At 60.8% G+C, this 20,359-nt stretch carries 17 protein-coding genes and 1 other RNA gene; 11 read left to right on the top strand and 7 right to left on the bottom strand.

Going from position 1 to position 20,359, the window contains the following annotated elements:
- Positions 1–34: 34 nt before the first annotated feature.
- Positions 35–1,177: a tRNA lysidine(34) synthetase TilS gene (tilS, locus tag XX99_RS16995; RefSeq protein WP_050060601.1), complete on the bottom strand. Its 1,143-nt coding sequence runs from the start codon at positions 1,175–1,177 to the stop codon at positions 35–37.
- Here tilS and XX99_RS16990 point away from each other — a divergent pair.
- Complete coding sequence (locus XX99_RS16990; RefSeq protein WP_231581451.1) at positions 1,165–1,677, top strand: GNAT family N-acetyltransferase; 513 nt, start codon at positions 1,165–1,167, stop codon at positions 1,675–1,677. The two genes, tilS and XX99_RS16990, sit on opposite strands and share 13 nt — an antisense overlap.
- A gap of 442 nt (positions 1,678–2,119) precedes the next feature.
- Positions 2,120–3,703, top strand: coding sequence for a M1 family metallopeptidase (locus XX99_RS16985; protein ID WP_231581450.1), 1,584 nt, complete (start codon positions 2,120–2,122; stop codon positions 3,701–3,703).
- A 270-nt stretch (positions 3,704–3,973) separates the two neighbouring features.
- On the opposite strand, the gene XX99_RS16980 is transcribed toward XX99_RS16985, so the two are convergent.
- The 4 genes from XX99_RS16980 to XX99_RS16965 form a co-directional block, all read right to left on the bottom strand.
- Positions 3,974–4,882: an acyl-CoA desaturase gene (locus XX99_RS16980; protein WP_082125661.1), complete on the bottom strand. Its 909-nt coding sequence runs from the start codon at positions 4,880–4,882 to the stop codon at positions 3,974–3,976.
- 226 nt (positions 4,883–5,108) lie between these two features.
- Positions 5,109–5,864, bottom strand: coding sequence for an SDR family NAD(P)-dependent oxidoreductase (locus XX99_RS16975; RefSeq protein WP_050060600.1), 756 nt, complete (start codon positions 5,862–5,864; stop codon positions 5,109–5,111).
- A 136-nt stretch (positions 5,865–6,000) separates the two neighbouring features.
- Positions 6,001–8,460: an ABC transporter permease gene (locus XX99_RS16970; protein ID WP_050060599.1), complete on the bottom strand. Its 2,460-nt coding sequence runs from the start codon at positions 8,458–8,460 to the stop codon at positions 6,001–6,003.
- A gap of 427 nt (positions 8,461–8,887) precedes the next feature.
- Positions 8,888–10,153 carry an MFS transporter gene (locus XX99_RS16965; RefSeq protein WP_050060598.1) on the bottom strand — a complete coding sequence of 422 codons (1,266 nt, stop codon included), beginning with the start codon at positions 10,151–10,153 and terminating at the stop codon, positions 8,888–8,890.
- A 123-nt stretch (positions 10,154–10,276) separates the two neighbouring features.
- Here XX99_RS16965 and XX99_RS16960 point away from each other — a divergent pair, with 123 nt between their 5' ends.
- The 3 genes from XX99_RS16960 (at position 10,277) to XX99_RS16950 (ending at position 11,919) form a co-directional block, all read left to right on the top strand.
- Complete coding sequence (locus XX99_RS16960) at positions 10,277–10,720, top strand: antitoxin Xre/MbcA/ParS toxin-binding domain-containing protein (protein WP_050060597.1); 444 nt, start codon at positions 10,277–10,279, stop codon at positions 10,718–10,720.
- Positions 10,720–11,436 (top strand): RES family NAD+ phosphorylase, encoded by a 717-nt coding sequence (locus XX99_RS16955; RefSeq protein WP_082125660.1) that lies wholly within the window; start codon positions 10,720–10,722, stop codon positions 11,434–11,436. Before XX99_RS16960 ends, XX99_RS16955 begins: the two co-directional genes overlap by 1 nt.
- A 258-nt stretch (positions 11,437–11,694) precedes the next feature.
- Entirely contained in the window at positions 11,695–11,919 is a 225-nt protein-coding gene (locus XX99_RS16950; protein WP_156186047.1) for a hypothetical protein, read from the top strand.
- Positions 11,920–12,081: 162 nt separating this feature from the next.
- On the opposite strand, the gene XX99_RS16945 is transcribed toward XX99_RS16950, so the two are convergent.
- Entirely contained in the window at positions 12,082–12,564 is a 483-nt protein-coding gene (locus tag XX99_RS16945) for a DUF3455 domain-containing protein (protein WP_050060595.1), read from the bottom strand.
- A gap of 268 nt (positions 12,565–12,832) precedes the next feature.
- Between XX99_RS16945 and XX99_RS16940 the strand changes: the two genes are divergently transcribed.
- The 3 genes from XX99_RS16940 to XX99_RS16930 all read left to right on the top strand — a co-directional run bounded on the left by XX99_RS16940 (position 12,833) and on the right by XX99_RS16930 (position 15,785).
- A complete protein-coding gene (locus tag XX99_RS16940) occupies positions 12,833–13,267 on the top strand; it encodes an organic hydroperoxide resistance protein (RefSeq protein WP_050060594.1) in 435 nt (144 codons plus the stop codon).
- Positions 13,268–13,324: 57 nt separating this feature from the next.
- Complete coding sequence (locus XX99_RS16935) at positions 13,325–14,413, top strand: VWA domain-containing protein (RefSeq protein ID WP_082125659.1); 1,089 nt, start codon at positions 13,325–13,327, stop codon at positions 14,411–14,413.
- Positions 14,414–14,585: 172 nt separating this feature from the next.
- Entirely contained in the window at positions 14,586–15,785 is a 1,200-nt protein-coding gene (locus XX99_RS16930; RefSeq protein WP_050060593.1) for an ATP-binding protein, read from the top strand.
- Between the two features lie 17 nt (positions 15,786–15,802).
- Here XX99_RS16930 and ligA read toward each other — a convergent pair whose 3' ends face one another.
- The gene (ligA, locus tag XX99_RS16925; RefSeq protein ID WP_050060592.1) at positions 15,803–17,830 is read right to left on the bottom strand and encodes an NAD-dependent DNA ligase LigA; all 2,028 of its coding nucleotides are present in this window, start codon (positions 17,828–17,830) and stop codon (positions 15,803–15,805) included.
- A gap of 347 nt (positions 17,831–18,177) precedes the next feature.
- On the opposite strand from ligA, the gene XX99_RS16920 reads away from it, so the two are divergent.
- The 3 genes from XX99_RS16920 to ssrS all read left to right on the top strand — a co-directional run bounded on the left by XX99_RS16920 (position 18,178) and on the right by ssrS (position 20,332).
- Positions 18,178–19,248, top strand: a complete 1,071-nt coding sequence (locus XX99_RS16920) for a metal-dependent hydrolase (protein WP_050060591.1) — start codon at positions 18,178–18,180, stop codon at positions 19,246–19,248.
- A gap of 172 nt (positions 19,249–19,420) precedes the next feature.
- A complete protein-coding gene (locus tag XX99_RS16915) occupies positions 19,421–19,951 on the top strand; it encodes a DUF6580 family putative transport protein (protein ID WP_050060590.1) in 531 nt (176 codons plus the stop codon).
- 192 nt (positions 19,952–20,143) lie between these two features.
- Positions 20,144–20,332, top strand: a non-coding RNA gene (gene ssrS / locus XX99_RS26790) — 6S RNA.
- Positions 20,333–20,359 lie beyond the last annotated feature (27 nt).

Genomic DNA, 20,359 nt, shown 5'->3' with positions numbered 1-20,359 from the left:
GTGAGTTTACAAAGGTAAGCGATTTGGGGCCGGATCATCGGTCCTCCTTTGCGGCAGTCGGGGCCTTGGGGGCAACCGGAGCGGCTTTACGGATCAGACGCAGCTCGCGGGGCGAGCGTTCGGCGTGCAATTCGGCGGTGAGGGTCTGGCGGCGGGTGGGGTTGGGGCCGCACATGGCCAGCAGACGCTCGGTCTGCTCGAAATTGAGCGCGGCTCCGAGCTGGCGGGCGGCGGCGCGAAGGATGCGGCGGCGGACGGCTGGCGAGACGGGCAGGCGCTCTACTTCAAACGCGAGGCTGGCTTCTCCGGGATCGGTCGAAGCGGCGCGGCCGCCGCCGCGGACCGGCTTGCCGGGCAGGAGCAGCTGGGGCAGGATACGGCTTAGCTCGGCCTGCCAGTAGGCGTCTTCGTCGCGGGCGAGGGTAGCGAGGTTGGCCAGCTGCGCGTAGATCTGCGGGTTGTAGGCGGCCAGAGCGGGCAGGAGCTCGTGGCGCAGGCGGTTGCGGGTGAAGGCGGTATCGGCGTTGGTTGCGTCTTCGCGCCAGCTCTGGCCCAGGCTGCGCAGCCAGCTTTCGATCTCGGCACGCCGTACGTCGAGAAAGGGGCGCAGGATGGATCTTTTCGACTCGGTAATTCCCTTCGGGTCGGTAATTCCCTTCGGGTCGGCGATTCCCTTCGGGTCGGCTATTCCCTTCGGGGCTGCGATTTTGGGATGGATGCCGCTCAGCCCTTCCGTCCACGCGCCGCGCAGGAGCTTGTGCAGGACGGTCTCCGCCTGGTCGTCGAGGGTGTGCGCGGTGGCGACAGCGTCGGCCTCTCCCGAGGCGAGCAGCTCGCGGAACCACTGGTAGCGCAGGTTGCGCGCCGCCTCCTCGATGGTCTCGCGATTGGCCTTGGCGGATGCCGGGGTATCGACGTCGCGGCGATGGAAGGCCAGGCCATGTTCTGCGGCCAGCGCGGCGACGAACTCGGCGTCGGAGTCGGCATCGGGGCCGCGCAATCCATGATGGACGTGGGCGACGGAGAGAACCAGGCCGATCTCGGGCGCAGCGAGGAGGAGCGCCCGCAGCAGGGCGACGGAGTCCGCGCCTGCAGAGACGGCGACCGCGATGCGCATGCCGGGGCGCAGGTGCTCGCGATTGAGGCGCGGAACGGGAGCGGAGGATGGTTCTGACATTCCCTTCTATCGTAGCTATACTTGCTGCCATGCCGGAGACCAGGATCGCAACCGTTGCCGACGCAGGGCTCATTACCTACCATCGCCGCCGCATGTTTGTGGACGCGGGACGCGCGGATAACCAGGTTCTCGACGTGATGTCGACCAACTTTGAGCCGTGGGTCGTGAAGATGATCAACGAGGGCAAATACTTCGGCTGGTTCTCGACCGAAGGCGACCGGGTGGTCGCCGGAGCCGGGCTGCTGCTGCTGGACTGGCCGCCGCATCCGCTCGATCCACGGTCGACACAGCGCGGCTATCTGCTGAATGTGTACGTGGAACCCGAGTTCCGGCGCAGAAAGCTGGCCAGCCATCTGATCGAATTCGTTCTGGCCGAGGCGCGCAAGCGGAAGATCCGCGTGGTGGCGCTGCATTCGACCGAGGAAGGCCGGCGGCTCTACGAGAGCAATGGCTTTCGGGGAACGAATGAGATGTTTTATGTGGAGCCGGTGGAGGCGTGAGGTCGCTGGGTTCGCTGAAAAGCGGGTCGCTGAGAGGCGGGTCGCTAAAAAGCGGTTGGCCAAAAACTAGTTTGTGGGTTGGCTAATTTTTTTTAGCCCCATTGAATTTCCCGCTTAAAACCGCGCCCGGGTGCCCCGCATCTCGATTTTGAGATGTGGGATTCCACAAACCTTCCGGCCTCATGTCTTACGCTGAATCGCTATCTCCGCGATTCAGTTTCGCAGACCGGACCGCGAGTCGCGATAGGCTATGGGGATGCTGCCCGCTGCCCGTTTCTTACGCCTCTGCGTCTTCTGCCTTCTTGCCTCCACTCTCGCTTCGGCGCAAACGTCTCAAAGCGGCGCGGCCGCGCCGGCTACTCCAACTACACCAGCTCCTGCGACATCAGCTCCGGCGACACCCGCTTCTGCAACACCAGCGCCGGCGGCGCGGCCGAGGCGTATGGAAGCGCCGCCGCCTGCGGTGACTCGTGCCGATGTTCTGCGCGGGGCCTACGGTCCTTATCGCGCCAACAACGACCTGCTCTCGTATCACCTGGATATCCGGGTCGATCCGGTGAAGGAGACGATCGGCGGGAAGAATACGATCCGCTTTCGCATGCTGGCCGATGGGGATCGCATCCAGCTCGACCTGCATGAGGCGCTGAAGATCGACAAGATCGTGCTCGGTTCGACCGAGCTGAAGTACACGCGCGATTCGGGGGCAGTGTTCGTCGATTTCCCCGACACTTTGAAGCAAGGCCAGATCTACTCGATCGACTTTTATTACTCGGGACATCCGGTGACTCTGGGACGCTTCGGCGGATTTACCTTCAGCAAAGATCCCGACGGCAAGCCGTGGATCTTCACCTCCTGCGAAGACGAGGGCGCGAGCATCTGGTGGCCGAATAAAGACCAGTGGCGCGACGAGGTCGAGTCGATGGAGATCAGCGTGGCGGTGCCCAACGATCTCGTCGATGTGTCGAATGGGCGCTTCGTGAGCAAGACCGATCTCGGCGACGGCTACACGCGCTGGGACTGGATGGTGCATTATCCGATCAACAACTATGACGTGGCGCTGAACATCGGCAACTATCAGCACTTCAGCGACACGTTGAAGGGAGACAAGACGGGCGACCTTACGATGGACTATTACGTCCTGCCCGGCGATCTGGAGAAGGCGAAGAAGCAGTTCACGCAGGCGCGCGGCATGATGGAGGCCTTCCAGCATTACTTCGGGCCGTATCCCTTTGCTGCGGACGGCTACAAGCTGGTGCAGGTTCCCTATGCGGGCATGGAGCACCAGAGCGCGGTGGCCTACGGCAATCATTTTCAGAACAGCTATCTGGGGCCGGACTGGACGGGTGTGGGCATCAGCCCGCGTTTCGACTTCATCATCATTCACGAGAGCGGGCACGAGTGGTTCGGCAACAGCGTGAGCGCGGCCGACCGTTCGGACATGTGGATTCACGAGGGATGGACGACGTATCTCGAGACTTTATATGTCGAGTACATGTATGGCCACGACGATGCGATCAAGTACCTGACCGGCGTGCGCAAGAAGGTTCAGAACCAGCGGCCCATTCTTGCCGAGCGTGGAGTGAACGCCGATCCGACGGAGGATCAGTACTTCAAGGGCGCGCTGATGATCAACACGCTGCGCTCGGTGATCGACGACGACAGCAAGTGGTGGTCGCTTATCTACGACTTCTATCAGCAATTCAAGTATCGGAACATCATGACCGAGGATGTGGTCGCGTTCTTCAATCGCGAGACAGGTCTTGAGCTGACGCCGATCTTCAATCAGTATCTGCGACACGCGGATATTCCGACGCTGCAGCTCTTCTTCGATCCGGCGACGAGATCGGTTTCGTACAAGTGGCGCGCGGACGAGCCGGGATTCGCGATGCCGGTGCTGGTGGGTGAGAAAGGCCATTGGCAGCGGATTACTCCCACGGAACAATGGCAGACGATGAAGACTTCGTTGACGAAGGAGCAGTTCGAAGTGGCTACGGATTTGTTCTATGTGGATGTGGCGAAGTATTAGAAGACTCGCTCAAACCGGGTGGCTAAGAAGCGGGTTGCTATGTCCGCGTAGCTGATAAAACGGGTTGCGGTTTGAGGGGTGGGTCAGTGGAATCCCACATCTCAAAGGCGAGATGTGGGGCACCCGGATGTTGGGCGCTGCTGGAAAACTGCAGGTCCCTCGACTCGCTTTGCTCGCAAGAGTGTGGTGGATATCGGGCGATGCGTTTGCGCGGGCATCGCTGTGATTCCTCGCTTGGTGAGGAATCACGTGGTGGCTGGATCGTTCACTTTATTTCGCCTGGGGCTTGGTGGCGCTTACCATGGGTGCGGTTTGGATGTTGGTGGCCAGGCCTAGTTTTCCCAGCAGCCAGATGGTGTAGTAGTTGATGTCGATCTCGTACCAGGCGAGGCCGTGGCGTGCCGATACTGGATGCGCGTGATGGTTGTTGTGCCAGCCTTCGCCTCCGGTGAGGGCTGCGACCCACCACAGGTTGCGCGAGTTGTCCTTCGTGGCGAAGCGGCGCGATCCCCACATGTGGGTGGCGGAGTTCACGAACCACACGGCGTGCAATCCCAGGGTGACGCGCAGGAAGGTGCCCCACAGCAGCCAGGACCATCCGCCGATGGCATAGAGTGCGATCGACAGCACGGCGAGCGGCAGCCAGTGGTACTTGCCGATCCAGACGAGAAAGGGGTCGGCGAGAAGATCGGGAGCGTACTTCGCGACGAGCTGGGGCTGATTGCTCAGGCCGGTGCCAGTCAACACCCATCCGGCGTGGGACCACCATCCACCTTCTTCGGGAGTGTGCGGGTCGCCGAGCTTGTCGGTGCGCTGATGATGGATGCGATGGTTGACCACCCAGAAGATGGGTCCGCCTTCGAGAGCGAGGCTTCCGCAGATGGCGAGAAGCCACTTGAGCGGGCGCGATACTTTGAAGCCGCGATGCGTGAGCAGGCGATGGTAACCGATGCCGATGCCCACGTAGATGGTGACGAACCACAGGAAGAGCGCTACCAGCGCTGCCTGCCAGGTGAAGAAGAAGAGCGCGGCTATGGCTGCGGCGTGAAAGAAGATCAAAAAGAGGAGATTGGTCCAGTTCACGGTGTTGCCCTGCGCGGCGCGGCTGAGCGGGTACTCTTCTTCGGGCGTGGCGTTGGGCGTGGCTTCGATGTGAGGTTGCAGTGTGGTGCTGCTCATGTTCGTCACCCGCGGCCGGTCGATACCGGCCGGCAGCTCTATAGGAACAGGAACGGGGCGCAGCGATATTAATAGCTGGGTAATCCTTGCTTCATACGCGCACTTTTGGGGCCAGGTGAGAAAACTGCAGGTCCCTCGGTTCGCTTCGCTCTCTCGGGATGACAAATTTTGAGAGGGAGCCGGGATCTCGACCGAGCCAGACCGCTTCTGGAGAGCCAGACCGTTTCTAGCGTTTGCGCAGGCGGAGGGATTCCCAGCTTGCGTCTGCGGTCCATCCTCCGTCGATGGCTAGCGCCTGGCCGTTGATGAAGCCGCTCTGCCGGTCGTCGGCCAGGAAGACAATGGCGTGGGCGATGTCGTCGGGGCTGGCGAAGCGGGCCATGGGGACTCTATTGACGATGTCGGAGTCGGTGTAGCTGCCTCCGGCCTGGTCGGCGAGATCCATCTCGGTCTTCACCCAGCCGGGGCAGACGGCGTTGGTGCGCACGCCGCGTCCTCCCCACTCGGCGGCCAGGGTGCGGGTGAGGCCGATGAGACCGTGTTTCGAGGCGTTGTAGGCGGCGCGGTCGGAGACTCCGGCGAGCCCCGCAATGGAGGCCACGTTGACGATGGAGCCGCTGTGGGCTTCGAGCATCTTTTCGCCGAAGGCCTTGCAGAGCAGGAAGGGCGCGACGAGATTCACTTCGAGCACGCGGCGATAGTCGGCGGCAGTGGTTTCTTCTGCGGGCGAGATGTGGCTGATGCCGGCGTTGTTGACCAGGACATCGGCGCGTCCATATTTCTCGAAGACCCTATCGGCGAAGTCGGCGACGGTGGCTTCGCTGGCTATGTCTCCGGTGTAGGTGAGGGCTCCCTCGATGGCCGGTTCTTTCAGATCGATGAGGGCCAGCTTGTAGCCCAACTCGGCGAAGAGTTCGGCGGTGCGGCGGCCTATGCCCTGGGCGGGTCCGGTGATGACGGCGACGCGTGATTCAACGTTCATTTCTTGATGCTAACGCGCGTGTGGTGCGGGGAAGACTCGTGGAATCCACATGTCAAGGTCGAGATGTGGGGCAGGAGTGGCCGTCCAGGCAATTGCGCCTTCGGCGCCGGGATATGGATGTGCAGGCTTTGCGTTGTTATTCGACTCTTAATGCCTGCATGGGATCTAGTTTGGAGGCTCGGGTGGCGGGCATCCATACGGCAAATAGTGCCACTGCGGTTAAGATCACCGGCACTGCTACGAATACCGTTGGGTCGTAGGCTTTTACTCCGAAGAGCAGGCTGGCGATGAGGTGGCTGAGGCCGAAGGCTGCGCCGACTCCTATTGCGACTCCGATGAGGGCGAGGCGCATGCCGTGCCATACGACGAGATTGCGGATGCGTCCGCGATCGGCTCCGAGCGCCATGCGGATGCCCATCTCCTGGGTGCGCTGCTGCACGGAGTAGGCCATGAGGCCGTAGATCCCGATGGCGGCGAGGATGAGCGCGGACGCGCCGAAGATGGTGAGCAGCAGCATGTTGAAGTCTTCGCGGGCGGTGGAGCGCACGACTACCTCATCCATGGTGCGGATGCGGGCGACAGGGAAGCCTCCGCTGGCCTGGCGCAGCTGTTCCTGTATCTGCGCTGCGAGCTGATGCGGGTCGCCGGTGGTGCGGACGGCCCAAACTACCGGGCCGATGCCGGCGTTGAGCGCGGTCATCCCGTCGGTGACCTGCGCCTGAGGGACGATCATCTGCGGGCGGGGGTCGCGGTTGAGGCCGCCGTCGTGGATGTCTCCGACGATGCCGATGATCTGGCGCGGGCCCTCGGCAAATTGCGGGCCCACGCCCTTGCCAACGACGATCTGCTGGCCGAGCGCGTCTCCTTTGGGCCAGAATTTTTTCACCATTGCTTCATTGATGATGACCACGCCGGCGGCGGTTCCGTCATCCTGGTCGGTGAAGTCGCGGCCACGCAGAATGGGAATCCTGAAGACGCTGAAGTATCCGGGGGAGGCGCTCATCCATCCTGCGCCGCCGGTGTTGCCATCGGCATTTGTGGGACGGCCGAGGATGGCGAAGGGCAGCCCGAAGCCTCCTTCGAGCGGCAGGCAGCAGGTCGAGGCATCGGCCTCGACACCGGGGATGGTGCTGAGACGGTCGCGTCCGTTGCGAACCAGCTGTGCGACGCCGGCGCTCTTCATGAAGCGGTCGCCGGTGAGCGACATATCCATGGCCAGGACGTGATGGGAGTCGAAGCCGGGCTTCACTTCGCGCAGGGCGAGATAGGTGCGGATAAGCAGGGCCGCGCCGATCAGCAGCACCAGGGCCAGTGAGACTTCGCTGACGACGAGGATGGAGCGGGCGATGCCGCTGCGAAATCCTGTGCCGGAGCGGTTGCTGCTCTCCTTGAGCGTGGTGTTCAGATCGGGGCGCGAGGCGCTGAAGGCGGGAAAGAGTCCAAAGAGAATGCCGGTGAACAGCGACACGCCCAGGGTGAAGAGCAGCACCCGCCAGTCGAGGCTGACGCCCGTGCCGTTCTCACCGATGCGGGGGATGCCTCCAGGGCTCACGGTGAGCAGCGCGCGGACGCCGACATAGCCGAGGATCAGCCCGAGAACACCGCCGGTGACCGAAAGCAGAATGCTTTCCGTCAGCAGCTGACTGATGATGCGCATCCGGCCTGCGCCCATGGCAGCGCGTATGGCGAATTCGCGCTTGCGTCCGGTGGCGCGCACCAGGAGCAGGTTGGCGACATTGGCGCAGGCGATGAGCAGGACGAAGCCGACGGCTCCGAGGAGGACGAAGAGCGACGAACGGACATCGCTCACAATGCTGTCACGGAGCGGCATGGCGGCAAAGCCGTCCTTGGGATCGAGAACTCCGCCGGGGTAGCGGCGGCGGAACTGATCGGCCGCGACCTTGAGCTGGGCATTGGCCTGGGCCAGGGTCACACCAGGCTTGAGGCGAGCGGCGGCGAGGAAGAAGTGGCCTTGATTGACGCTGTTGGGATCGAACTGAAAGGGCAGCCAGATATCGGAGACGGGATCGGTGTCGAAGTTCGGGCCGAGGACGCCGATGATGGTGTAAGGCTCGTTGCCGAGCGAGATGGTGCTGCCAACAATGTTCGGATTGCTGCCGAACTTGCGCTTCCAAAGGCCGTAGCTCAGCACCACGACCTTGCCGCCGTTGGGCAGGTCTTCCTGCTGGGTGAAGGTGCGGCCGAGCATGATGGGCGCGCCGAAGAGTTTGAAGTAATCCTTGGAGACGTGGATGCCGTGAATCTGTTCGGGGACGGCGCCGGTGAGGTTGAAGCCGGGTCCGCCGAAGTCGTAGGCGGAGACATCCTGAAAGACGCTGGTCTGCTCCTGCCAGTTATGGAACTTGGTGATGGAGGCTCCGGAACCGCTGCCCTGCGGAGAGGTGAGCTGGAACTGGATGATGCGGTCGGGATCGGGGTAGGTCAGGGGCTTGAGCAGAACCGTGTTTACCACGCTGAAGATGGCGGTATTGGCTCCGACGCCCAACGCCAACGCGCCCACCGCGGCAAGGGTGAAGCCGGGGTTCTTGATGAACATGTGCAGCGCATGTTTGAGGTCGTTCCACAGATTGCCCATTGATCCGCTCCGCGATGGCTTGAAGTGAATGGAAGCAAGACGCAGGACCGCGCGTCTCTCGTCCGATCACAATACGCAGACCGGATGTGCTTCGTTCCCGGTAGACGCGCGAAAGCGGGGAGAAGTAAGCGGTTTTTATCGCGATTGAAGGGTATTCACCACGGAGGACGCGGAGTGCACTCGTGCGTTGTGTCTTCTGACAAATGTTGAGTCAGATCTGATTTTTTCACCGCTAAGACGCTAAGTACGCTAAGGGACGCAACGGCGAAGGGCATTCACCACAGAGATCACGGAGAGCACAGAGAGCTTTGTTTGTGCTTCGTGCTTTCCTTCTTCTGGAAGAAGCTTGGTCAGAATCTCTGTGTCCTCTGTGGCGGTTTATAGGAATTTCACCGCTAAGACGCTAAGCATGCGAAGGGGCTTGTCTTCAGCCGGCGGCGTTCGGCGGCGCGGTCCAGATCTCGCGGCTGTGGCGCAGCAGCGGCAGCAGCCAGAGGCAGGAGAGGAAGACGCCTCCGGCGCCGACCCAGAGGGTAGGAGCGATGCCGAAGCGTTGCGCGAGAAAGCCTCCGGAGAGCGCGCCGAAGGGCAGCATGCCGCGTGAGGCGATCTGCATCACGGAATTGACGCGGCCCATCACCTGGGGCGGCGCGAGCGTCTGGCGCACGGTGGTTTCGTTGACGATGTAGACGGTGAAGGCCATGTCTCCGAAAAACTGCTGGATGCAGAGGCAGGGAAATCCTATGTGAGGAAATTGCGAGGAGAGCGGAATGAAGAGATTGGCCGCGCCGGCAAAGGCCGCGCTGAGGAAGAATGTCGTCGCGTGGCCGTGGCGGCGGGAGAGCCGCGCGGCGAGCCATGCGCCGGTAAGGCCGCCGGCTCCGCCCAGCGCGATGGCGATGCCCAGCGCCGAAGTGCTGATGTGGACGATGCGGATGGCGTTGAGAAGATAGAGCGCGAAGACCAGTCCCATAAAGAGAAAGGTGCTGGCCGAGCGCAGCAGCAGAGAGCGCAGCGCAACGTGATTCCAGATAAAGCGCAGGCCTTCGAGCGAGTCGGAGAGCCGCGGCGCGGCATGGTGTTCGTGAACGACGGGCTCGGGCTTACGGATGCTCCATACGGAGAAGGCGGAGACCAGAAACGAGAGCGCGTCGACGAGAATGGCGAGCGGGGCGGTGATGGTCTGCACCAGCAGGCCGGCCAGCGCAGGGCCCACCATCTCCGCGCCCGAGGCCGAGGTGCTGAGGCGGCGGTTGCTCTCCAGCAACTCGTCGCGCTCGACGAGAACTGGCAAGTAGGACTGATAGGCGACGTCGAAGTGGACGGTGAGAATTCCGACCAGTGCCGCTACACCGATGAGGACGCCGAAGGTGAGCCGATGCGTGAGCGCGGCGAGGGGGATGAGGCCGAGAAGCGCGGCGCGGCCGAGGTCGGTCGAGATCATGACCGGGCGCTTCTTCAGCCGATCGACGATCACGCCGGCGAAGAGGCCGAAGAGCAGGACGGATGCGGTGCTGATGGAGGTGAGAATGCCCATCTGCCCGGCGTTGGCGTGCAGGAGGAGCAGGGCGGTGAAAGGCAGGCCTTCGCGGGAGATGCGCGAGCCGACTTCGGAGATGGTCTGGCCGATCCAGAGGCGATGAAAATCGGGGACGATACGCGTTCCCGATGGGGATGGAGCGCTGGCAACCATCCCCTACTTTACCGCATGGCCGGGATGGTCCCGAGTCTTCAGCGTGGGTATCCAAAAAGAAACTATGTGGATTGACATTCATCAAATATGATGAATTTGTAATTCAGAAATGGAGAATACGATATGGCCGCAACCTTAGCGATGCCCGATGTTCCGGGATACCGGACGGAAGTTGCGGCGGACCTGTCGGATGCGATGACGCGGCGCCGGCTGAGTGCGTCAGCGGTGAAGGGCTTTCTCAGCCTGGCGGAGAAGTGGGGGTTGCGCGATCCGGATGCGCGCCAGCTGCTGGGCGGCATCTCGGCCGGCTCCTACTATGCGTGGAAGAAGAATCCTCGCGATCGCGTTCTCGATCAGGATCGGCTGATGCGGATCTCGCTGCTGGTGGGCGTCTTCAAGGCGCTGAATATTCTCTACAGCCAGAAGCTGGCCGATGCCTGGATTGCGCTGCCCAACGCCAATCCCATGTTCGGCGGGCTCACGCCGCTGGCTTACATGATCCAGCGCGGGCAGCCTGGAATTCTGCATGTGCGCCAGCTGCTGGATGCGCGGCGCGGCGGCCAGTGATGGAGCTGCCGCCGGTCATTGAAGTACGGCTGCGCAACACGCATCGGCTGATCCCTTCGAAATTCAGCGAGGGAGGCACGGTGCTTTCTCGCATCGCCGAAAATCAGAGCGTCCTGAACGATCTGCTGGAGCTGGATAGCGCGACGAACGATCGCCTGCAGGGCGAACAGGGGCTGTTGCCGGGCATCAGCGTGCACGAGCTGGTCTACGGCGTGGACTACGCGCACATCGTGAACGCTGCTTTCACGCATGCTTCACCGGAGGGCGGCCGCTTCAACGGTCCCCAGCGCGGCGCGTGGTATGCGGGCCTGGCGCGCGAGACGGCGCTGGCCGAGGTGGGATTCCACAAACAGCGGCAGCTTGAAGAGGTGAACTGGGCCGAGGTGGAGACCTCGACCTTCGACGATTACCTTGCCGACTTCACCATGCCGGTGCACGACATCACCGGGGAGAATCCGCGGTTCAAGAAGTATCTGCGCCCCGAGCCTATTCCCGATTGTTATGCGGAGCCGCAGGCGCTCACGCAACAGTTGCTGGCTGCGCGGTCCAACGGCGTTCTTTATCCGAGCGTTCGGCAGGCGCAGGGAAATTGTCTGGCGTGTTTTCGCCCGGCTCTGGTGTATTTCGTTCGCCGCGGAGCGCGGTTGGAGATGGCGATACAGGCTGGGGTCCGATTCAGTCCTCGGCAGGCTCGGGAGATTGAAGTCGCGGAGTAATTTGAAGCGGGTGCCACGCCTTTAGTGCAGAACCTACGACCTTAAAAACTTATTCCGAAAACCTGGCAAATCTTTCGCTTAGGATTCAACCCATGGAAGTAACTTTGCATCTGATTTCATGACCGCAAAACTATGCGGCATTTTCTTCGGTTCTGCGGCTTTATGCACTCTTCAAAAGCTACGGACCGGCCGCCACGCCGAACTACCAACTCCACATAAGAAACAGGTACGACAACATTCGCAGTTGGAGCGATCCCTATGCCCCTCCCCCGTCGCATGAGTCACCTCCTGAAAAGTATTGAAACGCTGTTCCTTACCGTTGCTATCTTTTTCTGGGTTTCCGCAATTCCACTGGCGTTTTATAAGCCGCTGCGCTGGCTTGCGGCACTCAACTTTCTTGCCGGCCTGGTTCTGATGCTGGCGTGGCAGATGTGGACCGGGGTGGGCTCGCCTAAGAGTGCACAACCGACCCCAATCTCCTGAGTCCGACGTGATCTTCTCGCCGGGCGGTTATGGGTCCAGAAGCGAGAGACAGCAGGTCCCTCCACTTCGCTTCGCTCCGGTCGGGATGACAATTTATTCGAGTCAATGACTTGGCAGACTGGAATCGTCACGGCAATAGTTACATTTCGGATGACACAACTTTTACTTTGCGGCGTAGAAGCTGTAGTTCGCCTCATAGGGCACCGACGTTGTGCCGCTGGTGCATGCTTCGTCCGGTGCTGCGCCGCCGTGGGTTTCTGTGCGCCGGATGTAGGCAACCTGGGCGAACTTTTCCGTTCCCGTGCCGGGCACAGCCTGGAGCAGCAGCCAGGCCACTGATCCACTTTCCGGCGATGGCTGGTTGGCGATGGCTTTGCCCTTCACTTCGCTGCCATCGGTCAACTTCCAGGTTGGACCCGCGAAATGTGTGCCGATCTGCTGGCCATTGCTGTCGAGCAGCTTGGCGTCGGGGCCTTTCAGGGTCCAATGCCCGTCGGTGCAAGCGTAAATCTGCACTCCCTGGCCCTTGGCTGTGAGCAGAAGACGAGCTCCGGGCGGCAACTCGATAGAGGAAGGCTGGGATGCTGTTTGTGCGTTCGCAAAGACCGAGAGAGCGGACAAAAAGAGCGCGGCGACTTTGTGCATAGGCGGTCAGTCTACACGGTCTGCGCAACACGAATGTTACCGGTTGGTCATCATGTAATTGATGTGAAAAATCATGTGCTGCAGGCATGTTTCCGGGAATACTTCTGGATAGTCTGTGTCCTACTTCATGACTTCCGCGAAGTATCTACCTCGCCGCTCATGCGACAGGACGGCAGTAAACTTCCTGCGTCCAAGTTGATGCCATCGAAGTTCTGCGCAACGATTCGCGAAGCGTCGTTCGACTACAATCGACTGCGGAGAACTCATCATGAAGGTTTTGTATACCGCTGAAGTAACTGCAGTCGGGGCTCGCACCGGCCACGCTGCCAGTTCCGATAAGATGCTCGACGTGAAGCTGGCCTCTCCGCAGAGCCTGGGTGGCCCGGGCGGCGAAGGAACCAATCCCGAACAGCTTTTTGGTGCGGGTTATGCAGCGTGTTTTGGCGGAGCTGTCGAGTATCTGGCGAAATTGCAGAAGATTACTACGGGAACGGTCACGGTGAAGGCGAAGGTCGACATCGGTCCTTATGATGCAGGGCAAGGCGAGGGCTTTACGCTGGCCGTGGCACTGGATGTGACCCTGCCCGAGCTGGACCAGGCGGCGGCGGAAAAGCTGGTGGAGGCTGCGCACAAGACCTGCCCCTACTCGAACGCGACGCGCAACAACATTGCTGTAACGATTACAGCGCACGGCGGCAAGTAGCAAGGAGGCATGCCGAGGTCACGGCCAGACCTCGGCATGTAGAATGGCACCAGCAAAATGAACAGAGTTTTTCCCACGACCCCTCGCCTTCTACCTGCGCTGCTGCTCGCCTTTTCGCTCTCCCATGCTGTATGGGCACAGGCTCCAGCTTCCACGTCTTCTCAACCGGCTGCTGCAGCGCCGGCTTCGCCTGCACAAGCGCAAACGGCCCCTGTGAATCCACAGGCTGCGCCCGCCAACGGACAGGCTTCGCCTGCGAATATTGCGGCGCCTGGAACTGCGGCACCCGGACAGACGGACCAGCAATACACCATCACCCGGCAGGTCAACGAAGTCGATCTGGTCTTTACCGTCACCGACAGGCATGGGCGGTTCATCAAGGATCTGAAGCAGAGCGACTTTGCGCTGCTGGACGACCAGAAGGCTCCGGAGCGCGTTTACAGCTTTACGCAGCAGACCAATCTGCCGCTGCGCATGGGCATCGTGATCGACACCAGCACATCGATCCGCACCCGCTTCAAGTTCGAACAGCAGGCGGCGACCGAGTTTCTGTTGCAGATTGTGAAGCCGCAGACGGATAAGGCGTTTGTGATGGGCTTCGACGTGACGCCGGATTACAAGCAGGACTGGTCGAATAATCTCGACTCGCTGACTACGGGTATTGCTTCGCTGCGGCCGGGCGGCGGCACAGCGCTTTTCGACGCGGTTTACAGCGCCTGCCGCGACAAGCTGCTGGACATTTCGCGCGGGCAGGAGCCGGTGCGCAAGGCGATGGTGCTGGTCTCCGACGGCGACGATAACCAGAGCCATGCGTATCTCGACGACGCGATCAAGGAATGCCAGCGCGCCGAGACCATCATTTATGCGATCAGCACGAATGTGAGTCCCAGCCGCGACCGCGGCGACGACACGCTGCAGAAGATGGCCGAGGCCACCGGCGGCCGGGCGTTCTTCCCCAAGAACATTGAAGATATGCCGGTGAGCTTCCAGGCCATTCAGGATGAGCTGCGCAGCCAGTATGCGCTGGTCTACAAGCCGGCGGATTTCAAAGATGACGGATCGTTCCGGACTATCTATCTCTTCTGCCTGGATCGGCGGTACGTGGTGCGGGCGCTGAAGGGGTACTTTGCGCCGAAGGGAAGCTGAAGCACCATACCCGCGTCGGGCGTGGTGATTTTCCATCTATCTTATTGATACAGAAGCGTTTCTCGCGGTGGAGATCGCTGTAAAGCCTTTTAAGGCGTCCAGAAATGCATGCAGCTATAGGGAATTTAGGGTTATTATCGTTTATCTATAAACATGCTAAGATTGCTATACTATGGATCCGGTTCATAATCCCTTTTCGCCTGGAGCCGGCTGCGCTCCCCCTGAACTTGCGGGAAGAAGCGGGATTGAACGCGACGCGAAGGTTCGCCTGCAGAGAATCAGCCTGGGGCGGCCTGCGAAGAGCATGATGCTCGTCGGTCTGCGCGGGGTCGGAAAGACCGTGCTGCTGGATCAGATCAGGAAAAACGCCGAGGCGATTGGAATTCAGACCGTCCGGATAGAAGCTCCGGAAAACCGATCGTTGCCCGCTCTGCTGGCGCCCGCCTTACGAGTTGCGCTCTTGCAGATGAGCAAAATGGACGCGGCAAGAGAATTTGCGACGCGGGGCCTGAAGGCGCTTGCCGGATTTGCCGCCAAATTAAAGATCAAGTATTCCGATATCGAAGTCGGTCTCGATTATGAGCCTGAGCCCGGCCTAGCCGATAACGGCGACCTGGAGCTCGATCTTCCCATCCTTCTGGAACAGGTTGGAAGAGCTGCCAAAGCTCTGAAAACTGCACTCGTGATGTTCATCGATGAGCTTCAATATGTGAAGGAGCTGGAGATGGCGGCTCTCATCTCTGCCTTGCATCGATGCTCCCAAGAGCAGTTACCGGTTACGGTTGTCGGGGCAGGGCTGCCTCAGTTGCGCGGAAGAATGGGAGCAGCGAAATCTTACGCCGAACGGCTATTTGACTTTCCGGAGATCGGCCCCTTGAACGATGAAGACGCCGCCGCGGCGATCGTTCGACCTATCCAAGGAGAAGGGGCGGAAATAAACGAAGAGGCAGTCAAAGTCATCATCGAAAGAACGAAGGGCTATCCGTACTTTCTTCAGGAATGGGGAAAGCACATCTGGGATGCCGCTCCGGAAAGCCCGATCCAAAGACAGGATGTGTTGCGTGCATCGGATATCGCGATTGCTGCTCTTGACGAGAGCTTTTTTCGCGTACGCTTTGATCGGTTGACCCCGTCCGAAAAAAAGTACCTCCGTGCAATGGCCGTTCTTGGGCCGGGGCCGCATCGCTCCGGGGACATTGCCGAAGAGCTGCACCACAAGGTGACCGCGCTCGGCCCGACTCGGGCGAACTTGATTTTCAAAGGCATGATCTGGAGTCCGACACATGGAGACACTGCCTTCACTGTGCCCCTCTTCGATGAATTCATGAAGCGCATCATGCCGGGCGACAGCTGGAAGACAGATGGAGTCTGAATCGCTCGAATGCGTTTTTACCCGAGCAGTTCCAGCAACCCCGCCTCGTCCATTACCTTGACTCCCAGCTCCTTTGCCTTATCCAGCTTCGATCCTGCATCTTCGCCGGCGACCACGTAGTGGGTCTTCTTGCTGACGGAGCCGGAGACGCGGCCTCCGGCGGTTTCGATTCTGGCTTTGGCGTCTTCGCGAGTGAGGTTGGGCAGGGATCCGGTGAGGACGAAGGTCATGCCTTCGAGCTGCGAGGACTTCTTGCGCTTCTCGGCGGTGAAGGTCAACCCTGCAGCGCGCAGGTTCTCGATTAACTCGCGATTCTGGGCTTCGTCGAAGAATTCACGAATGGCTTGCGAGACGCGCGGGCCGACCTCGTTGACGCGCTCCAGCTCCTCGACGGAGGCGGCCATCAGCGCGTCAATCGAACCGAATTCTTCGGCCAATAATTGAGCGGTTCGTTCGCCGACCATGCTGATGCCAAGTCCGAAGAGCACGCGGTTGAGGGGCGCGGATTTCGACTTTGCGATTTCAGCGAGCAGCGTGCCGGCGGTCTTCTTGCCGATGCGTTCGAGCGAGAGGAGCCGTTCTTCGGTGAGCGAGTAGAGATCGGCGATGCTCTTCACCAGCTGGCGTTCGAGCAGCTGCGTGACGACTGCCTCGCCGAGGCCCTCGATGTTCATCACATTGCGCGCGGAGAAGTGCAGCAGGCTTTCGCGCAGGCGCGCGGGGCAGTCGACGTTGACGCAACGATAATCGGCCTCGCCCTCGGTGCGGGCGATTTCGCTGCCGCAGACCGGGCAGAGCTCGGGGAAATTGAATTTCTTCTCTCCGCGAGGATGGTCTTGGTCTTCGACCACTTCGACGACTTTGGGAATTACGTCGCCGCCGCGCTCTACCTTAACCCAATCGCCGATGAGCAGACCGAGGCGCTCGATCTCGTCGGCGTTGTGCAGGGTGGCGCGGCTGACCGTGGTGCCGCCGATTGCAACGGGCGTCAGGATGGCAACGGGAGTCAGCTTGCCGGTGCGGCCCACCTGCACATGAATGTCTTCGACCTGCGTGATGCCGGCGCGGGCGGTGAATTTGTACGCGACGGCCCAGCGCGGAGCGCGCCCGGTGTAGCCGAGCCGGCGCTGGACGGCGGCGGAATCGATCTTGATGACGACGCCGTCGATTTCGTAACCGAGATCGGCACGTTTTTGCTCGGCGCGGTTGATGAAGTCCATCAATTTATCGAAGCTTTTGATGGCTTCGCGATGCGGGTTCACTCGGAAACCGGCTGCGGCGAGGGCTTCCAGCGCGTCCGATTGCTCTTCGAAGAGGTTGTCTCCGGTTTCGGTGAGCGCGAAGTAGGCGTAGAAATCGAGGCGGCGCTGGGCGACGATGTTGGGCTCGAGGGTGCGGATGGTGCCTGCGGCGAAGTTGCGCGGATTGGCTGCGGTCGCAAGGCCGGCCGCTTCGCGCTCGGCGTTCATCTTGAGAAACGCGGCCAGCGGCATGACCACTTCGCCACGCACCTCGAACGTCGGAGGCAGCTTGGCCTTCGCTAGCCGGCTCCTGGCAATCGATAACGGAACGGAGCGGATGGTGCGCACATTTCCGGTTACATCCTCGCCGATGGTTCCGTCGCCGCGGGTGACGCCGCGGGCAAGGTGCGAGGAGCCGTCCGCGGCCTCGCGATAGTGCAGAGCCATGGACAGGCCGTCGAGCTTGTACTCGCAGACATAGGAGATATTCGCGTTCTCACCGGCAAGCTCATGGGCGCGGCGGTCCCAATCGCGCAGCTCTTCTTCGCTGACCACGTTGCTGAGCGAGAGCATGGGGCGCGAATGCGCGACTTTGGTGAAGCCTTCCGCGGCTTTGCCGCTGACGCGCTGGGTGGGCGAGTCGGAGGTGATGAGCTCGGGATGCTTGGCTTCTAATGTCTGAAGTTTGCGCATCAGCCGATCGAACTCGGCGTCGGAGATATCCGGCGCGTCAAGGCCGTAGTAAAGGTACTCGTGGTGGCGGATGGTCTCGCGCAGCTTTTCGATTTCGTCTACAGGGCTCACACAGGAATGTTAGCTGGTGAGGCGGGTGGCTGGTAAGGCGGTTAGCTGAAGAAACGGGTCGCTAAAGAGCGGGTAGCTCAAGTCCGGTTCGCTGGTAAAGCGGGATGCTGATAAAGCGGCCGGCAAAAAGTTCTGCCCGCGACGAATCGGTCAACTATCATCTCGCGATGGTACATTGGGCTACGAACAGCCAGCACACTTTTGCGTCCAAGTAGACTAACGGTTAAAGGATCAACCCGTCGTCATGTGAGCAACGTAATTAGCTACCCGCTTTTTCAGCTAACCGGCTTTTAGCGACCCGCTTCTTCAGCCAACCGCTTCACAGCTACCCGAACCTTCGCCGCCTCATGGAACCTGTCACTCACTTTCTTACCGGCGCCTGTCTTGGCCGCTCCGGATTCAATCGCAGGACTGCCTACGCTACGCTGGCCATGACGCTGGCTGCGGAGGCTCCGGACATCGATGTCCTCTGGAGCCTGCATGGGCCGCTCTCCGGCTTCGAGCACCATCGCGGCATCACGCACACCCTTCTGGGTGCGCCCTTCATGGCGCTGGCGGTTACGGGGGTGGTGTGGCTCATCCACCGCGTGCGTAAGAGGCCTCCGGCGACTGCGCCGCGCTGGGCACTGCTCTGGCTTCTGGCGCTGCTCGCGGATTTCAGCCACCTGCTGCTCGACTTCACCAACAATTACGGCCTGCGGCCGTTCTTCCCTTTCAATACGCATTGGTACTGCTGGAGCATCGTCTTCATCTTCGACCCCCTGATTTTTCTTGCCCTGCTGAGCTCGCTGGCGATGCCGTGGCTCTTCGGGCTGACGGATCGCGAGATCGGGGTGCGCAAGCCGAAGTTTCGGGGACGGGTCTGGTCGATCGCCGCGCTGGTCTTCATCGTCCTGTGGTGGTCGCTGCGCAACGCCGAGCACGCGCATGCCATCAGCCTGGTGCGCGCCGGCAACGTGGTGAGCGAGCCAATCGTGAAGATCGATGCGGAGCCGTCAATCGTCGATCCCTTCGCCTGGCATGTCATCGCCGAGACGCATGATTTCTACCAGACGATCGAGGTGCATACGCTCCACGATCAGGTGGAGGATCGCAGTCCGGACGAGAGCGACATCGTTTACAAGCCGGAGGTGACTCCGGCGGTGATGGCGGCGAAGCAGTCCTGGATGGGGCGCGCGTATCTCGACTGGTCGAAATTTCCGGTGGCGACCGACCTGGGCGACGATCCGGTTCCCTATGAGACTGCACCGACTCCGCAACCGGGATGGCACACGATCCAGTTTCAGGATCTTCGCTTCGCCAATTCCGCGCTGGGACTGAAGGGGCCGCGCAGCAGCACTCCGCTGGGAGCGTATGTGTATGTGGGGCCGGGCAACGAGATAGAGGGAATGTTCATGAGCGGGAAGGAACAGAGATAGCTGAGAAGCGGGTAGCTAAAGGCCGGTCGGCGGAAGTCCGGGTCGCTCAAGGCCGGGTCGCTCAAACTTGGCCGGTCAACAACTGTTTTGATGTCGTACAGGTATTTTTCTTGACCTTGCTGGTTTGGCTTCCGACAATGAGAGTGCCGGTTGTTGTTTTGTGCGAGGTTTTATGTCCGCTTATTTACTTCTGATTGTGGCTGTCTTGAGCCGCGTGGTTCCTCATCCCTCCTGGTTTAACTTCACTGCCGTGGGTGGATCGCTGCTCTTCTTCGGTGCCCGCCGTCCGCTGCGCCAGGCCATTCTCCCGGTGGCGGTGCTGGCTGCGACCGATTATTACCTCACCAGCTTTGTTTATCGCTATCCGTTCCATGTGCAGGATTACCTGCTGACGTGGGCGTGGTACGCGGCGGTGATCGTTCTGGGGCATTTCCTGCTGGCGCAGAAGGCCTCGGCTTTGCGCGTGACGGCGGCAGTGCTGATTGCTCCTACTTCGTTTTTCCTGGTCTCGAATTTCACGGCGTGGGTTACGGCGACGACGCTGTATCCGCGCAGCCTGGCTGGACTGGGCATGTCGTATGTCGCGGGATTGCCGTTTTATCGCAATGACCTGCTGGCGACGGCTGCGGTAGCGGCGCTGGTCTTCGGCGTGCCGGCGATAGCACGGCAGATGGGGCCGCAGAGTCATCCGGCGGGGGCGTAGATTTTCTCTGATGGAAGCAGGGTGTAGGGTAGAGGGTATTGAACCCAGGGTGCGCTTTTACGCGGCACCTCCCTGAACCCTACACGCTGAATTTTGCGGAACTTCCGTTTCAGCCTCACCGCCGTTCATCGAAAATTGAACGCGCCTAGAGCTTGCAATCCGCGCCGCCGCTGGTTAGCATCCATTTCAGAGACCGGCCTGCAAAGCAGGTGCGGTGATTAACGTCGGTTGAACCTACATTCATTGAACCAGGGAGCTTGACTCGTCAATTGGCTCGGTGTGCAGTGTCCGCCAGTCCGGAATGCCTAAAGAGCCACGGCAGGTTCCCGCCGTCTTAGGACGGGTTCACCGGCGCATCACTCACGGCCCAGTGGGTCGGTCTTGTTCTTCAACTGTTTCGTCCTGAAC

Source organism: Silvibacterium bohemicum (assembly GCF_001006305.1).
GTDB lineage: Bacteria > Acidobacteriota > Terriglobia > Terriglobales > Acidobacteriaceae > Silvibacterium > Silvibacterium bohemicum.
The sequence above is the reverse complement of the archived record's forward strand: the minus strand, read 5'-3'. Positions and strand labels throughout refer to the sequence as shown.

Excerpts from the sequence above, each read along its gene's own strand:
- XX99_RS16990 (WP_231581451.1), top strand. The coding sequence starts at position 1,165 with ATGGTTCTGACATTCCCTTCTATCGTAGCTATACTTGCTGCCATGCCG.
- tilS (WP_050060601.1), bottom strand. The coding sequence starts at position 1,177 with ATGTCAGAACCATCCTCCGCTCCCGTTCCGCGCCTCAATCGCGAGCAC.
- XX99_RS16985 (WP_231581450.1), top strand. The coding sequence starts at position 2,120 with ATGGAAGCGCCGCCGCCTGCGGTGACTCGTGCCGATGTTCTGCGCGGG.
- XX99_RS16980 (WP_082125661.1), bottom strand. The coding sequence starts at position 4,882 with ATGAGCAGCACCACACTGCAACCTCACATCGAAGCCACGCCCAACGCC.
- XX99_RS16975 (WP_050060600.1), bottom strand. The coding sequence starts at position 5,864 with ATGAACGTTGAATCACGCGTCGCCGTCATCACCGGACCCGCCCAGGGC.
- XX99_RS16970 (WP_050060599.1), bottom strand. The coding sequence starts at position 8,460 with ATGGGCAATCTGTGGAACGACCTCAAACATGCGCTGCACATGTTCATC.
- XX99_RS16965 (WP_050060598.1), bottom strand. The coding sequence starts at position 10,153 with ATGGTTGCCAGCGCTCCATCCCCATCGGGAACGCGTATCGTCCCCGAT.
- XX99_RS16960 (WP_050060597.1), top strand. The coding sequence starts at position 10,277 with ATGGCCGCAACCTTAGCGATGCCCGATGTTCCGGGATACCGGACGGAA.
- XX99_RS16955 (WP_082125660.1), top strand. The coding sequence starts at position 10,720 with ATGGAGCTGCCGCCGGTCATTGAAGTACGGCTGCGCAACACGCATCGG.
- XX99_RS16950 (WP_156186047.1), top strand. The coding sequence starts at position 11,695 with ATGCCCCTCCCCCGTCGCATGAGTCACCTCCTGAAAAGTATTGAAACG.
- XX99_RS16945 (WP_050060595.1), bottom strand. The coding sequence starts at position 12,564 with ATGCACAAAGTCGCCGCGCTCTTTTTGTCCGCTCTCTCGGTCTTTGCG.
- XX99_RS16940 (WP_050060594.1), top strand. The coding sequence starts at position 12,833 with ATGAAGGTTTTGTATACCGCTGAAGTAACTGCAGTCGGGGCTCGCACC.
- XX99_RS16935 (WP_082125659.1), top strand. The coding sequence starts at position 13,325 with ATGAACAGAGTTTTTCCCACGACCCCTCGCCTTCTACCTGCGCTGCTG.
- XX99_RS16930 (WP_050060593.1), top strand. The coding sequence starts at position 14,586 with ATGGATCCGGTTCATAATCCCTTTTCGCCTGGAGCCGGCTGCGCTCCC.
- XX99_RS16920 (WP_050060591.1), top strand. The coding sequence starts at position 18,178 with ATGGAACCTGTCACTCACTTTCTTACCGGCGCCTGTCTTGGCCGCTCC.
- XX99_RS16915 (WP_050060590.1), top strand. The coding sequence starts at position 19,421 with ATGTCCGCTTATTTACTTCTGATTGTGGCTGTCTTGAGCCGCGTGGTT.